Raw genomic sequence first — 15,528 nt, 5'->3', positions numbered from 1 at the left:
ATGGAGGACGAAATCCTTGAGGCGTTCGAGAGCTTCGAACTGCGCTCGCTTCGTTGGGGATTCGCAGACGGGTCGTTCTCGGAAACCGAAGCGCTCGAGATCATAACCAATACGCTTCAGACGCGAGCCGATCCTGAGGTAACGCTTGATGCCCTAGTCCGCGGCCGGTTGTTGGTCGAGGTCTGGGCGCCCGGGGACCAACGGCGCTTAAGGTCCCGCTTTGCAGAAACGGTCCGCCTCCTCAGCCGCCTGCGCCAAATTTTTCCGAGCACGCCGTGGACCAATGCGCCCCGGCTTGTGTCTGACTTTCGCGTCGACATCCGACGACGCAGTTATCCAAGTCGCGACTTGCCTGCAAGTGAAGTCTTTTGGCGGATCGCCGGCAACACGGCTACGCCTCTTCGAACACAGATCTGGAAAGCTCTTAGCGGAGCAGACTTGTTGCTGGCCGATTTTCAAGAGGAAGCGGCGCAGCGCCTGCTGCATAGTTCCGGAGATCTCGGCCTGATTGTTACAGCCGGCACCGGGTCTGGCAAAACAATGGCCTTCTACCTTCCTGCCCTCACGCGAATCGCTGAATTGGTGCGGGTCAATGAGAACTGGACCAAAGCTCTAGCGGTTTATCCGCGCACCGAACTACTTAAGGACCAATTTGCCGAGACGTACCGGACGGCTCGACGGCTTGATGGTGTCCAGGTCGCGCCGAGACGTCCGATCAGGATCGGCGCCTATTTTAGTTCCACACCCGGCTATCCGGATCCGGCCGACGTGAAGAGCCGGGGCTGGACGCGCCGTGGTGGGTCTTTCGTTTGCCCGTGGCTGCCATGCACGGTCTGTGGGGGAGATCTGATCTGGGCCGAAGCCGATCTTGCGGCCCGACGCGAGCGGTTGACGTGCGTAAATCCACGGTGCGCCAGCGAGATCGATGAAAACAAAATAGTGCTCACCCGGCAGCGGTTGCGACGAGAACCGCCCGATCTCCTCTTCACGACTACGGAGATGTTGAACCAGCGGCTATCTGACCTGGATGCCCGTCGGATGTTCGGCGTCGGCCAACCCAGCGACCGACGGCCGTTGTTTGCTCTGTTGGATGAAGTCCACACTTACACTGGAACGGCCGGAGCCCAGGCGGCTCTCACACTCAGGCGATGGCGCCATGCCGTCAACGCGCCCGTCACCTTCGTAGGCCTCTCAGCGACGCTGCGCCAGGCGACGCAGTTTTTCGCCGATCTCGTTGGTCTTGATCCAAGTCTCGTGGAGGAGGCTTCGCCAACGACCTTCGTTAAGGAAGGGGCAGAATACCAAGTATTGCTGCGCAGCGATCCGGCGTCGCGAAGTTCCGTACTCTCCACCTCGATCCAGTCGGCCATGCTCCTGTCACGCATGCTAGACCCGCTTGAGAACGGCCGCTCAGGCGGCCGCTTCGGCAGCCGCCTGTTTGCGTTCACAGACAACCTCGACGTGATCAACCGATTGTTTGACAATCTCCGGGACGCCGAAGGTCTGGATATATTCGGTAGACCGCGGGGTGGCACGCAACCCCTAGCGGCGCTAAGGCGGCCCTTACCGGGTGAGGCGGACTTCGCACGACGCGAGTTAGATGGACAAAACTGGCGGGTAAGCGAGGACATCGGTCGGAGGCTGGATCAACCGTTGCTGGTGGGTCGAACGACGTCCGAAGATGCAGGCGTGCTCGGAAATGCCGATGTTGTGGTGGCCACGGCGTCTTTGGAGGTCGGGTACAATGATGCGCGAGTGGGCGCAGTGCTGCAACATAAGGCGCCGAAGGACGCGGCGTCCTTCCTCCAGCGCCGCGGTCGCGCTGGGCGAAGTAGAGGTATGCGCCCATTAACCGTCACGGTGCTGAGCGATTACGGACGGGATCGGGTCGCGTTTCAAGCCTACGAACATCTTTTTGATCCCGTCCTTCCCGCCCAACCACTGCCCGTTCAGAACGAATATGTGCTTCGGATGCAGGCAACCTATGCGCTATTCGATTGGATAGCGGATCAGGCCGGTCAACAGGGACGCGGCTGGGCATGGGATGTCCTGAGCCGGCCGCAGGGTGACAGAGCGAGCGCAAGCGATGCCTTGCGCGAAGTCGCCAAACAAAAACTTCTCGACCTCAGTCGTGGCGAGCCCACGGCAATCGCTAGCCTAACGCAACACCTTCGCCGCGCTCTGAAGATTGACCAACCCACGGTCGAGACTCTCCTATGGCAGCCGCCCCGATCACTGCTGCTAGATGCCATCCCTACTCTGTCCCGGCGGCTCCATCGAAACTGGCGGCTCGCACACCCGCCACGCGACGGGATGCTCGATCTCCATACGGAGTGGCATCCGCTGCCCGATTTCGTGGCCCGCAACCTATTTAGCGATCTTAACCTCCCAGAAGTAACAGTCGTACTGCCCCCGGCCACGGTACAGTTAGACGAAAAGCAGCGGGGGATGCCCATTGCCGCTGCCCTCGCCCAGTTGGCGCCGGGCCGCGTGACCCGCCGCTTCGCCGTTGAACGGGGCGGGCTCCACCATTGGTCGCCCCTTGATCCGGACATCGACGACCAGGCCCTTTTAATCAGTCAGTATGCGGAACTCTCCGAATATATTGGGGACTTTGTGACCCCGGAGGGGGCGTTTCACGTGTACCGTCCGTGGCGGGTTCGGCTGCAAGCGCCAGCCCGGCATATAGCGGGGCCGACGTCCAACGGTTCGTTTGTTTGGCGTTCTGAATTTGTGCCGCAGGGCGACCCACTCTGCATCGAGCTAGGCCCGCGCAGTCCTTGGCGGAGGCACGTTTCCAAAATCTCTTTCTACCTGCACCGACACCGGAGCAATATCGGCGTTCGTCGCTTTGCCCCGGGCGGTGAAGCCATCCTACGCAGACAGAGCGGCGACCGACGCATTAGGTATCGCTTTGTCGACGACGAGGGCGCGACCGCGGCGATCGGCTTTGAAATTGAGGTCGACGCGCTCAGCCTTCAGCTGAACCTTGATCTGGTTCTACAAAAGGCGGCCTTGACACTGCCGACGGACACACTCGCCGGTTGCCGGTCCGCCTATTTCCGGCACCTGATCCTGCACGACCCGGAAATGCCCAGCGACGTGGACCCGTTTCAGCGCGAATGGCTGCATCAAATCCTGCTCTCTGCTGCACTTGTGGACTCGGTAGATCAGAACGTCGGCCTCTCCGCTGCTGCGGTATCCATCTTGGACCAACCTGACGCGGTGGACCGCCTGCGCTTGGCTATGGCCGTTATCTTCCAGAATCAGGCCGTCAGTGATCTTGACGGCGAAGATGGCGGCCCGGACGACGCTCCCACTACCCATGCTGACGGCCACCTCAGCGGCCAAGAACAGGCGTTGACCGACGTCATGAACCGGGACGAGGTCCTGCAGCGCCTTCGAACTCTCTCCGAGCAGGCGAGCGAACCCGAGCCCCGCGCCTTTCGGGCTTGGATGGTCGACACGGTGGTCGCGACGCTGACGGAAGCTGTCCTCCAAGCGTGCGCTGCTATGGCACCGCGACACATTTCCGCCGACTCGCTTGTAGCGGACACCGAACATGCTACGTCGCCGACGATCTGGATCAGTGAAACCACGCTAGGTGGCGCGGGTGTGCTGCAGGCCATAGCCGAGCGAGCCGCTGAAGAGCCGCGGCTGCTTGCTCGAGCAATGGAAGGGGCGCTAGCCCCGACCGACCTCGAAGTCGCCGCGAACGGCCTCGAAGCCTTCGTGGAACTGGTGCACACCGATCGAGACGTGCGTGCAGCGGTCGCGCTGCTTCGTAGTGCTTCCGGCCACACCGAGAGGGAAGGATTGCGCGCCCGCCTCTACCAGTTGCTCGCTACGCGCGGGCTTGACGTTGGCCATGCCCTCAGTGTTTCGCTGAATGCACGACTTCTGACGCCCATGAATGGACCGGAACTTGATGGCTTGCTACATGGCCTGTTGGCGCGCTGGAGGGATCTTGAGACGCGGATCGGCGTCGCGGTGGGCGTTCGCGAGATTGCCCATGTCTTTGGCGTGGATCCGAATGTCCGGGCGCGGTTGCGCATTGTGGTCGGGTCTGCCCACGAACTGGATCACGCCGAGGCAACGCAACTTCTCGCAAACGTGCTCTGGCCACGCGGTGTGGAGACCAGCCAACGGGCGCTTCAGTCCTACAGTCCATACGCCGCGCGACGACACGCTGACCCCCGACTTGCGCGAGCGCTCCTTGAGCGGTCCGGGCGGCGAGTATCCCTGGTCGATGTGGAATGGCGAGCCCGTCTCGGAGAGGCGCTAGCTGAGGAAGGGTCGGCGGAACTGTTCGCACCGGCGGCGGCCGCCGCTGCTTTCCGAACCGCGCTCCTGGAGGTACTTCTGGACCCTGTCGACGTCGGGTTTCTGCAATTTTTCCCTCGGGTGGAACGTGTCGAAAGCCATCCCGCCGGATGGGTCGCCACCCTGGTCGTGCAGGAGCAGGTATGACCGCTTCAAGGGATCTCACAGGCCCAGGTCAGACGCGGGCTATCCGAGACCTTCTCCAGTCTCTGTTCGCCATCGAATTGTTGTCACCTAGCCGCAGACTTTGGCTCGGTTTCGGCTGGATCACAGACATCGATATCCTCGACAATGAAGCTCGACAATTCTCCGCGCTGCAGCCGGATTGGCCCGCTGCTGCCATTCGCTTGTCGGCTGTGATCGAGGCCCTGGCCAACAAAGGCTGCGAGGTGATCGTGCTCACCCGGGATCATCCGCACAACGTGAGCTTTGTGGACAAGATGCGAGCGCTAGGAAGCGCCAATGGCGGCGCTGTGCGGGTTCTCGTCACGCCCGATTTTCACGAGAAGGGCATACTGGGCGACGGCTATGTCTTGTCTGGATCCATGAATCTTACATGGAGCGGCATCACCGTAAACGACGAGCACGTTCTGCTTCGGCGGGATCCCGCCGCAGTGGCCGAGCGGCGGATCCAGCTTGAGGAGAAGTGGGGGCACGGCCGATGATTGGCGCTGCCGCATCCGAGGCCGAAAGCGTCTTAGCGGCATTTCGGGCTTTTGCTCCAAGCCCGCTTTCCGATCGGCACACAGCTTTGGAGGCTACGGCTAAGGATGCAGCGTTTCCCGGCGCCATACTCGCTTGGCCTCGTGGGAACAAGGTCACGATCTACTACGCCGTCGCTAACACGGCAGCGGAGTGGAGGCGTCTGCGTCCGCTTCTTCTGTCGTTCGTGGGGCCAACGCTTACCAACTTTGGGGGTCTCCCTTACCACCCAGAGGTTTACCAGCCTCACGAGAGGATTCTTGTGGATGCGGGCCTCGCAGCCGTTGCTAGGCTGGTGCCGTCGCCGGAAACGGCGGACAGCGCCGAGCGTGCGCTTGGCCGTCTCGTCGCGATGGTCGCGCGGACACCACCGAGTAACGAGCCCATTCCGGAACCTACCAGCCGACTGCTGGCGAGAATCCGAGACCACCTCAATGCGCTTGCAATCGACGACGCCTTCGCTGTTCTTCAGAGGTGCCGTTCGGAGCACCGTCTCGACGCGCTCAATCTGCGCTTTTTGGAAATTGAGATCCGGGCGGCCGCGCGCGATTGGTCCGCCATAGCCGGCATGCCAGCGTTTGAGTCCCTTGTACAGGCACGGCGTCCGGCGGCTGTGACCGCTGCCCTGTTGGAAAGCCTTTATTGGACGACATTTCGCGACCAAGCCTATGACATCGGTATTTATGCTGCTGCTGTACGACCGATGGCCCGCGATCTCATTCGTCTGCCGGCTTCGCCATTACTCGAGGAGGGCGCTTGGCGGCTCTACGCTATGGAGGCCTTGGCCACCGATCCCTCTGGCCTCCTCGCACAGGCCGCATTGGCTTCCGGCGCGGACCTTGGCGAGTTGGCGACCGTGCTGGTGCCCGGGTTGGTGGAGTCAACCGTCGTCCATGTGCACACCGAGAACGCTGAGCCGGCTGTTTTGGCCGCGCAGGCGGTTGCCGAAGCTGACCTCACCGGCAGTCTTTCGGCGTACGACCAAGCGAATGCGCTGCTGCAGGCGCTGCCAGAACCTGACCGCGAGAGCCTTCTTCGTTCCTACGTTGTTCGCCATGCGCTGTCTAACCTAGATCAGGAATTCGGCCAGGATGATCTGCCGACAAATTGGCCACATTGGCTCAGCGCGATTGCGCGACCCGCATTCACAAGCGCCGCAACCATCGCTCGCCGAGGTTCCGAAGAGTGGAGCACGGTTGACGAGTTGGGGGATCCAGCAACGGCATCTGGTTTGGCGGACTGCCTTCGGGGCGCATCGGACGAGCCTCCTGCGCTCGATCGCCTCCTGGAAGCGCTGCCGCATTTTGTGGCCTGGCTTCAGAAAGATCCGGAGTTCCCCCGCGTCTCTGGCCATGTCGTCTATGAAGCAGCCCTGGAGCGTATCATGTTGAGCGGGCGATTTGCCCCGTTGATGCTGGACTCTGCCGGGGTTCTGGCTCGAGCGCTACTATCGGGGGGCCTCCTGGCGACCGACTATCGTCGCCTCCTTCTTGACCTACTTGAGTATTCGGGAGAGAGCGCCGGACTTCGCTCAACCTACTGGCTGATCGATCTTGTCGAAGAGACGATCGCCGCCCCCGCGCCGGATCAAGCCGCGAGAGAGCAATTCTGGCAAGGAGCTGTCTCGCGGCTAATCCCGATTGCCCATCAACTTTCGCCCCTCCAGAGACGCAGTCTAATTGGGGTGGCCAATGCGCTGGGCTGGCCCGCGACCCTCCCCACAGAGTTGGTCAATGCCAGTGCGGACGCTGCGAATGAGACGAAACTCGCAGCCAGCCTAGCAGGCAAGTTGATCGGGATTTACACGCTCACCGAGTCTGCCGGCGCCCAATCCGCGGCAATTCTCATGGAACTTGAGGCCACCCTACAAGTCCGGGTTAACAGCGAGCACGGTGGCAGCCCCAGCTTGCGCGCCCTCGCGGAGAACGCCGACCTCTTTGTCATCGTCGCGGGTTCTGCGACCCATGCCGCAACAGATTTCATTCGCGCTAGGCGAGGGGGGCGGCCCGTCGTCTACGCTGCCGGGCGCGGAGCCGCGAGCATTCTGCGCGCTGTTGAGGAGTGGGTGCGGGAAGTCGGATAGCGGCAGACACGCACCGCCTCCCGGAAGGCCGGCCCGCCATAGCTGCGATTATTGCGGTGGTAGCCGGCTCGACACCGGCGGCTGCTGTCGTCGCCAGGATAGCGGGTGTGGTAACCACAAGGTAGCGCGGACGTCGTGCAACATGAGCCACGTGCTAAGCCTGAGGGCGAAGATGGCCAGCAGTAGTCCGGCCTGTGACCACCGGCCCGCTACAGTAGGGACGCCATGACGTGCCAGCCCATAAATCAGCCTTCGTTGCAGGCGTCTTGGTATTTCCCAAAGGCTGGAATCATGCCTCACCGTGCGGAAAGCACCACACCTCCATTGGAAGAGTTACGCTTGAGCGAGGTTAGACTGAAGTAACGATAATTACTCCGGGACCTGCGGCCCGGGCCTGCATCCCACCGAGAGACATGCCGCCCAGCAAGGCCAGGGCGAGACCAATCACCTGCATCGTTTTCATTTGCGATCTCCTTCGATCGTTGGTTCGAACACTTTGAAGGCCGGCCAGAAGGCGCGCTCGTGGTATGCTTTGGCAACCGGCCCCAATTCAATCGCCCACTGCGCGGTGTGGTAACGAGCGCTCCAAAGCCCCAGCTCGACCATGCTAGGCACCCAATAGTCGCGCAAATCCTGATTCTTTGCATAGCCGAACCGTTTGGCTACTTTGGCAAGCGGTTCAGGCGCGCGGTTCGCCACCGACAGTCCGTACTGCTCGAAATAGATACCCATCGCCTTATAGCTCAGGGCCTTGTCGAGAAAGTTCTCCCGGCAAAGGAGCGCAGCGTCATTTCTCAGCCGCTCCAGATTATTGCGGAGACCGTTCTCGAAGCCGCGCGCAATCAGCTGAAAAAGTCGGGAAATGCGGTGGCCATTCGGGCCGAGAGGTCCGAGCGCATCATGTGGCCACCACTGTCCGGCCTCAAGGCTATTATCTGCATCGTAACGGTGGTCGTTACGCAGCAGCCAATCCCTGGTGGCGTCCGCATGGAACACGACCTTCTTGCGAATTTCCCGTTTCTTGAAATGCTTGGTGGCCGCTTCAACCCGTCGCAGAATTTCCGCCAAGGGAGGTGGGCCCTTGCGCCCGCCGGCTGCGCCGCCCTGATCCGAGTCTTTTAGCACGGGACTTTTCTCCCAAAGATTCTCCTGAACGATGTAAGCAGCCTGACTCCTGAGCGCCAGTGGGTGAGGGGAAGACAGGTACCCTCAGGGGACCCCCCGTTGCACAGCCCGGGTAGGGGGCCGATGACCACGCCGTGTTGAAACGGGGCTGCCTTCAAACGTCTCCAGTGCAACACCGCAATGCGCTTCCATTGGCATGCCCGCGATGGTCGCGGCGCCGAGTGCCCGTTGCGGCAAGGAGAAGAATGTTATGACCAAGTATCTCGCACTTTTGATGGCGGCCTCCACAGCGCTCACCGCCATCTCCCAGCCAGCCTCGGCTAACTGGTTCGAGAAGGCCTTGCACGATGCGGGCAACGCCGTCGAGAAAGGCCTGCACGACACCGGCAACGCCGTCGAGAAGGGCCTGCACGACACCGGCAATGCGGTCGAGAAAGGCCTGCACGACACCGGTCACGCCCTGGAAAAGGCGGGACAGGATGTCGGTAAGTTCGTGGAGGAACATCCATGGGAGACTGTGGCCGTCATCACCTTCGTCGTCGGTGGCGGGTATCTCCTCGTCTACCAAGGCTATACCCTCAATATCGCCGTCGGCGAACAGGTTGTCGCTACCCTGACCAGCACCGAGCTCGGCTTGGGCTCGGTTGCCACGGGGGTGGGAACTGCCGTCGTCACCGCCAGCCAGCCGCCGTCCGCCGTCGAAGATGCGGGCGCGGACAGCGGGCAGCAGGCACCGAAGATCGATACCCCGGCCGGCAACAACGACGTGCGTTCTGTGGTCGAATTGCCGTCTCTCAACACGCCCCCTCCGGCATTGCCTAAAAACGCCTCGGATATCCGCAAACTCAACTTCGCCAGGGAAGTGGTGCTCTGGACACGGGACAGCCAGCCGATCGAGCTTTTCAACCCGGACGACTATGGCAACAGTATTTCGCCGATGGAGAAGGCCCTCCTCGAGGCACATATTAGTCTTGAGACTGTGCCCGACTCCGCCGCCGACGCCGCCGCCAAACAGCAGGCCGAAGACCGCCGCAACTTCATTCGCGACAAGGCGAAAGAGGTTGGGGTCGATCTGATGACGGGCAAGGTCCCGGACCCGAAGGACATTGCTAAGGACGTGCTGTTAGAGGTCCTGACACCAACCACCCTCGGGGACGGCCAGAGTGCCGCGCGGGAGTATTTGAAGCTGAAGGTCGATGACGAACTGCGCAAGTACGCTGAAAAGCGTGACCCCTGCATGAGGAAAGCCTTTGCGCCCGAATGCATCAAGCTTCCTGCCGGCGACGGCCCGGTCATTCACGCGGCGCCCTAAATCCACATTTTCGTGGGGCCCGGACCGTTTGTTCGGGTCCCTTTCTGTTTGGCCCAACCTCCACGATAATTTGCTCCGACAAATCGTTAGTGTAGCGGGGTAGCGAGCTGGATAAGGTCCTGGGAGATGATGGTGGCACCATCCCACGTTCGACCCTTCTTCGCCGGCGCTTGCACTTAGCAAAGAGGCGATTCCTCGCACGTCCGCGGCGCGGCCAGTTTGAGAGCCTCGTCGATATGAAGATAGCCTTGAGTGACGCCCCTTGCAGCGTGGCCGTACGTCGCGCCAGATTGATGAAGCGTGCCCGCAACGACGAACGCCGCCGCTCTAACGAAGAACGGCGTATAAACCGCAGTCCTGCGCGCGTCCGCAACAGCGGACGATCGTCGCGCGCCGGATGAAGGAAATTCGCCCCCACCGCGGGCGGTAAGCGGGACAGCCGTAGGAGCGTCAGCATAGCGCCGGCCGTAGGACGGGACGCGGGACCGACTGTCCCCGTCCGCGATGGTCCGCATGCCCCGTCAGGGGATGGAAACCGCCCAGCCGAGACCGCCTGCGGGCTCGGTGTTACGACAGTCCGACCGGGCCGCTAGGTCGGGATGCCGACGGAGACGTGGTCTTGAGCGAACGGTCGGCGAAGCTCCATCTCAGCAGACCTGGGTGCGGCGGGTTCAGGATACTGGCAACGCAAAGACTCGAGCGCGAGACGGCAAGCTGTGGCAGTTCGGCTTTCCTTCATCCAGTTCGACGTCTGGCATCTGTCCGCCGATCAGAGGACATCATGGTCTGTGGCATCGTCTGTGGCATCGCGAAAAATCATCCTATCGCCGCCGAATCCGACCGAAAGTGCGCTTGTTTTCGGTGAGTTTTTGGTGAGTCTTTTGAATACGCACATCCTATAAATCCGCCTAAGCGATTGATTTTATTGGCGCACCCGACAGGATTCGAACCTGTGACCTCTGCCTTCGGAGGGCAGCGCTCTATCCAGCTGAGCTACGGGTGCTTTCAGGATCGGTGATCCGGAAAACGAACCAGCCGGTGAACCGGCCAGCCACGGCTTCTTAGCGGAAGCAGGCGCGGGCTTCAACGGGCAAGTGGCCGGCGGCAGGGCTGCGAACTCGGAATAACGCACTTTTCGGATTCCACGGAGGTCCACGATCTGGAGCCTGACCCTCGAAGGTGCGAGAAGGCGGCAAACCTGCGGTTTTATCGGACCGGTGAAGAATGGCGGCGAAGCCTGAAACGAAAAACCCGCCTCGGCGGGTGATTGGCGCAAATCAGCACCATGAATTAATTCCTAGCATAACTGCCGTCACCTGTCAAGTTGAAACCAACCGCGCCGTTCACGAGTTCGCCCTCCCATCACCCCCGAACCACCCTCACTGCTCCTGCGCATACAGCAGCCTTGTCGTCATGTTCGACGCCGGCGACAGGTTGCGCTGGATCAGTGCTTCGACGTGGTCGTTGCGCTGGCGCGCGCTGTCGGCGCCCATCACCACGAGAATCAGCCGGCGGCCGTCGGCATCGTAGGAAGTGACGATGTTGAAGCCTGAGGCTCTGATATAGCCCGTTTTGATGCCGTTGACGCCGCGGACGCGGCCGAGCATGTCGTTGTGGCCGCGCACCAGCCTGCCCCGGAACATGAAGTCGGTTTCGGAGAAATAGTGGAAATGCTGCGGGAAGCGGGCGCGCAGCGCCATGCCGAGCACCGCCATGTCGCGCGCCGTCGTCTGCTGGACGCCGTCCGGCAGACCCGACGCGTTGCGGAAGACGGTGCTGCGCATGCCGATCTGGCGCGCTTTGGCGGTCATCATCGCGGCGAACGCGTCTTCGCTGCCGCCGAGATATTCGGCGACGGCGACCGCCACGTCATTGGCCGATTTGACGGTGATCGCCCGGATCGCAGATTCGACATCGATCGCCTCGCCGCGCCTAAAGCGCAGCTTGGTTGGCGGCTGCCTGGCGGCATTGTCCGAGACCGGGATCAGCGTCGTCTTGTTGACGCGGCCGGAATCCAGCGCCTCGAACAGAAGGTAGAGCGTCATCATCTTGGTCAGCGACGCGGGATAGCGCGGCGCCGTCGAGTTCACCTCGAACAGCGTCTTGCCGCTGCTGCCGTCGATGACGATCGCCGCATATTTCTGCGGCGCCGCAGGCACCGCCAGCATGGCCTCCGGCGGCGTCGTCGCGCAGCCGGCGACGAGCACCAGCAGCGCAAACGCCGCGACAAATCTTTGGATGAGCGGAAAGAGGCGCGGTTTGGACAAGATGGGTCTGTTCTGAAAGTAGACTGTTGCTGAAACGAGTGGGAAACTAGCGTAACTGAAAAGCGCCGTCCATTTGGTTAATGCCGGTCTTCAAGGTAATCGCTTCAGGGTTGAGTTCCCCCTGCTCCGGGCGTTTGCGCTGCCCCTCACCTGCCTGCCGGCTTCCTCTCCCCGTATAGTGACGGGGAGAGGGGCGCTGTCATCGACGGTTTCGCCAATCACCAGCGTTCGCAAGAGGGCGCGGCATTGCGGCCAGCCTCCTTCTCCCCGTCACTATACGGGGAGAAGTGCCCGGCAGGGCGATGAGGGGCGGTGCCAGCTTCGACAATTGGTCGTCTCCATCACGGGTTGCGCGCTATCATTTTCCTGAAGCGATTGCCCTGTGTCGGTCTTGCCAGGATTGTCGCATGACCGCCTGCGGGCGCGTAATCGCCCGTTTCCTGTCCTGATCTTCCCCCTGGGTCGCGCTCCGGCTAGAAAGGGCGCGGCATTGGGGTATTGGGGGGATTGCATGGCGGGCGGTATCGGCATGGGCGGCGCTGCGCCGTCGCTTATCAGGGCATCTCTTGGCCGCACCGGCAGATGGGCCACCGGGGTGGCCTTTGTCGGCGGCTTCATTTCCGACATCCTCACGCCGCTGGCGCCGTTCGCCGCGTATATCGCGCTGGTCGCCGCGATCGCCGCGGTTATCGTCGCCATCGCGATCGTGCTGCGGCTGGTGCTGGCGGCCAAGGCGCTGCCGGCGCTGGTCTTCGCAAGCACCGCGGCGGCGGTCGCCGGCGGCGTCTTTGCCGTTCAAAAGCAGACGAATTCCCAGAACGGGCTGGTCGCCGGCCTGGTGCCGGCGGTGGCCGAGCTGCAGCGCTCGATGGGCATCGTCTCGGCCAAGGTGGCGAAGATCGAGCAGACCGTCACCGAGACGCAGAAGACGGTCGAGACGGTCAAGCAATCGACCGATAAGGTTTTGCAAAAGACCGACGAGATCGCCTCGGTCCAGCAACAGCAGATCGAGCAGGGGGCTCAGACGCAAAAGACCGTCGAAGCGGTCAAGCAGACAACCGACACGCTGGCCGACACCGTGGCCGCCGGGCAGCAACAGCAGCAGGCTCAGGCCGAAAAGCTGCAGGCGACGACCGAGCAGATCGCCGTCTCGATCGACACCATCGCCAAGGGCTTTGCCGCACTTGCCGCACAGGGTGGGGCGATCGCCGAGCCCAAGCGGCCGGACGAGTTTTATCACAATGCCCGCGTCTACGAACTGTCGGGCGACATGCTCAATGCCCGGCGCTCCTACCTCGCCTTCGCCGGCTTCGATGTCGACGCCATCGATCCCTACACGCGCTTCGCCACGCTGCTCCGGGTGCAGGACGGCAAGGCGGGTGCCCGCGAGGTGTTCGGCGCACTGGCCGACAAGGGCAAGGCGCTGTCGATCAAGCTTGTCCATGCCTTGCAGTTCGAAGATGCCCAGCGTCTCGAAAAGCTCAAAGCGTTTATCTCAGCCAATGCCGATTTCGCGCCGGCCTATTTCCTGTTGTCGCAGGAGTTTTCGGAAGATCGTCTCGGCTTTCAGGCGCTGTCCGACAAGCGCAGCGAGGCGACGGCGCTGACCAAATTCATGTCCTATGAGAAGGATGGCGGGCTGCTCAAATATTTCGTCGACCAGACCCAACTCGCCGATTGGCTGGACCGCAGCCGCAGCCGGCTGGCAGCGGTTGGCGACGTGCTCGATGCCAAGCGCTTTGCCCCGACGCTGACGCCGATGCGCTCGAACCAGGGCTGGTCGATGACCATTTCCATTCCCGAACCGGCGACCGGCATTTCATGGCGCATGGGCGACAGCGGTCCGTTCACCGAGACCGGCTTCCTGGCGCTCAACGATCAGACCACCGGCAAGCCGATGCCCAATCCGAGCTTCGAACTGCCCGACAGCACCGCGGCCGGCAGCATCGCGATCAAATATCTCGATGTCAGCGGCCGCGAGACCGGCCCGTTCGACATCCGCTTCGATCCCGAGGCGGCACTTCAGCAAGGCAACAAGCAGGTCCTCGACCAGTTCTGGACATCGTGGATCGCCTTCGACGCCAGCGGCAACCGCGGCCTGGTCTATTTCACCCAAATGCTGTCCTACCGCTGCGCCATCAAAGCGGTGCATTACGGCCTGAACGGTGCTGCGCTCGACAAAGCGATCGAGATGCCGCCCTGCGACCCCAAGGACCCCTACGCCATCCCTTACGAGTACCAGCCCTATTTCAAGGTCGCCGACAGCGTGAAGTCGATGTCGGTCCAGGTTACCTACACCGACGGCACCCAGTCGCCGGTGCGGGAGTACATCAGGCAGTAAGGCGATCTGCTGCGCCGATGCCAGTGCTGCCTGATGTGAAATGCCGGCCACGCGGCTTGCGCAACCGGCACATGCAGGTTTTGCTGGCGCCGACAGAATCACGAGGTGCGCCATGGAAACGCTCACGATCAAGGCAAAAGGCATTTCGGTGACGGTCGATCTCACCGTCGGCCATCTCGCCGACATGGCAGTCGATGTCGACGGGCGCCGGCTAAAACCGCTGCATCGCGCGCCGTGGATCGACGAGCCGCGCGAGACGCTGCCACAGGACCTGCCCGCCGGCACCGTTCGCCTGTCCGGCGATTTCCTCTGCGCGCCGTTTTCGCGCAGCGATGTCGAGGAAGCACCCCTGCATGGCTGGCCGGCCAACAGCCCGTGGGACGTCATCGCCTCCGAGGCCACTGCTGATGGCTGGCGCGCTGTTTTCAGGTTGCGGCACTTGGTCATGGGCGCGACGGTCGACAAGATACTCACTCTGCGCGACGACCATCCCTTTCTCTACCAGGAGCATGTTTTTTCCGGCGGTTCCGGCGCGATTTCGGTCGCCCATCATCCGATGACGGTGATGAAGGACGGCGGCAGGCTCGCCTTTTCGCCGAAGCGGTTTGCTGCCACGCCGGACGACTCGCTCGAGCCCGATCCGGCCCGCGGCCGTTCTCTCCTGGCCTATCCCTCGCGTTCCGCCGACCTGACGCGCTTTCCCACCGCCGGTGGCGGCACGCTCGATTTGACCGACTATCGCATGGACCAGAGCCGGGAGGATTTCGTCACGCTGGTCGAGGCCGACCATGACGGGCCGGGCTGGACCGCGCTGGCGCGACAGGCCGAAGCCGATCTCGTTCTGGTGCTGAAGAACCCGGCCGAACTGCCTGTCACCATGCTGTGGGTCAGCAATGGCGGACGCGACTACGCGCCGTGGAGCGGCCGCCATCGCGGCGTGCTCGGCATCGAGGACGGCCGCACGGCGCTCGGCCATGCCGCCTCGCTGGGCGACAACTGGCTGAAGCGGGAAGGCGTGGCGACCGCCTTTGCCCTCGCCGAAGGCCGCAGCGTCTCGTTCCGCCATGCTATCGGCGCCCTGCCCCTATCCAGCGGTGAGCCGCCGCGCGACGTTGCGACCGCGCAGGGACGGATGCGCCTTACGGCTGCCGATGGTTCGGCGCGGGAAGTCGCCTTCGACAGCGATTTCCTGCGGATTGGGCAAGCCGTGCCTGTCTGATTGGTTTGCCCTGGGCGATCGCTCATTGCCAGCGTTTGCGCTGCCCCTCACCTGCCTGCCGGCATCCTCTCCCCGTATAGTGACGGGGAGAGGGGCGCTCTCATTGATGGTTTCGCCAATCACCAGTGTTGCAGGAAGGGCGCCACCGTAGCGGCC

The 15,528-nt window shown here is 62.4% G+C and carries 8 protein-coding genes and 1 tRNA gene; 6 read left to right on the top strand and 3 right to left on the bottom strand.

Annotated features, from left to right (window positions below; translation table 11 throughout):
- The 3 genes from dpdJ to dpdD are packed head-to-tail and all read left to right on the top strand — an operon-like array spanning position 1 to position 7,108.
- The gene (gene dpdJ, locus NKH73_RS02065) at positions 1–4,470 is read left to right on the top strand and encodes a protein DpdJ (RefSeq protein ID WP_352927326.1); all 4,470 of its coding nucleotides are present in this window, start codon (positions 1–3) and stop codon (positions 4,468–4,470) included.
- On the top strand, positions 4,467–4,988 hold the full coding sequence (gene dpdK / locus NKH73_RS02060) for a phospholipase D-like domain-containing protein DpdK (RefSeq protein WP_168991723.1): 522 nt from the start codon (positions 4,467–4,469) through the stop codon (positions 4,986–4,988). The genes dpdJ and dpdK overlap by 4 nt, the downstream gene beginning before the upstream one ends.
- On the top strand, positions 4,985–7,108 hold the full coding sequence (gene dpdD, locus NKH73_RS02055) for a protein DpdD (RefSeq protein WP_352927322.1): 2,124 nt from the start codon (positions 4,985–4,987) through the stop codon (positions 7,106–7,108). Before dpdK ends, dpdD begins: the two co-directional genes overlap by 4 nt.
- A 459-nt stretch (positions 7,109–7,567) precedes the next feature.
- Here the strand turns inward: dpdD and NKH73_RS02050 are convergent, their stop codons facing one another.
- Entirely contained in the window at positions 7,568–8,233 is a 666-nt protein-coding gene (locus NKH73_RS02050; protein ID WP_352864426.1) for a hypothetical protein, read from the bottom strand.
- Positions 8,234–8,483: 250 nt separating this feature from the next.
- Between NKH73_RS02050 and NKH73_RS02045 the strand changes: the two genes are divergently transcribed.
- Positions 8,484–9,545: a hypothetical protein gene (locus NKH73_RS02045; protein WP_352927319.1), complete on the top strand. Its 1,062-nt coding sequence runs from the start codon at positions 8,484–8,486 to the stop codon at positions 9,543–9,545.
- Between the two features lie 926 nt (positions 9,546–10,471).
- On the opposite strand, the gene NKH73_RS02040 is transcribed toward NKH73_RS02045, so the two are convergent.
- Both NKH73_RS02040 and NKH73_RS02035 read right to left on the bottom strand, forming a co-directional pair.
- A tRNA-Arg gene (locus NKH73_RS02040) sits at positions 10,472–10,548 on the bottom strand.
- Between the two features lie 376 nt (positions 10,549–10,924).
- Positions 10,925–11,812, bottom strand: coding sequence for a D-alanyl-D-alanine carboxypeptidase family protein (locus NKH73_RS02035; protein WP_352927316.1), 888 nt, complete (start codon positions 11,810–11,812; stop codon positions 10,925–10,927).
- A 511-nt stretch (positions 11,813–12,323) separates the two neighbouring features.
- Here NKH73_RS02035 and NKH73_RS02030 point away from each other — a divergent pair.
- A complete protein-coding gene (locus tag NKH73_RS02030; protein ID WP_352927313.1) occupies positions 12,324–14,153 on the top strand; it encodes a methyl-accepting chemotaxis protein in 1,830 nt (609 codons plus the stop codon).
- Between the two features lie 112 nt (positions 14,154–14,265).
- On the top strand, positions 14,266–15,372 hold the full coding sequence (locus NKH73_RS02025) for a hypothetical protein (RefSeq protein ID WP_352927310.1): 1,107 nt from the start codon (positions 14,266–14,268) through the stop codon (positions 15,370–15,372).
- Positions 15,373–15,528 lie beyond the last annotated feature (156 nt).

Origin of the sequence: Mesorhizobium sp. M0938 (assembly GCF_040319125.1) — a bacterium.
GTDB classification, from domain to species: Bacteria; Pseudomonadota; Alphaproteobacteria; order Rhizobiales; family Rhizobiaceae; genus Mesorhizobium; species Mesorhizobium robiniae.
Note: the sequence above shows the minus strand (reverse complement) of the source record. Positions and strands in the feature narration are given on the sequence as shown.

Excerpts from the sequence above, each read along its gene's own strand:
- dpdD (WP_352927322.1), top strand. The coding sequence starts at position 4,985 with ATGATTGGCGCTGCCGCATCCGAGGCCGAAAGCGTCTTAGCGGCATTT.
- dpdK (WP_168991723.1), top strand. The coding sequence starts at position 4,467 with ATGACCGCTTCAAGGGATCTCACAGGCCCAGGTCAGACGCGGGCTATC.
- NKH73_RS02045 (WP_352927319.1), top strand. The coding sequence starts at position 8,484 with ATGACCAAGTATCTCGCACTTTTGATGGCGGCCTCCACAGCGCTCACC.
- NKH73_RS02030 (WP_352927313.1), top strand. The coding sequence starts at position 12,324 with ATGGCGGGCGGTATCGGCATGGGCGGCGCTGCGCCGTCGCTTATCAGG.
- NKH73_RS02025 (WP_352927310.1), top strand. The coding sequence starts at position 14,266 with ATGGAAACGCTCACGATCAAGGCAAAAGGCATTTCGGTGACGGTCGAT.
- dpdJ (WP_352927326.1), top strand. The coding sequence starts at position 1 with ATGGAGGACGAAATCCTTGAGGCGTTCGAGAGCTTCGAACTGCGCTCG.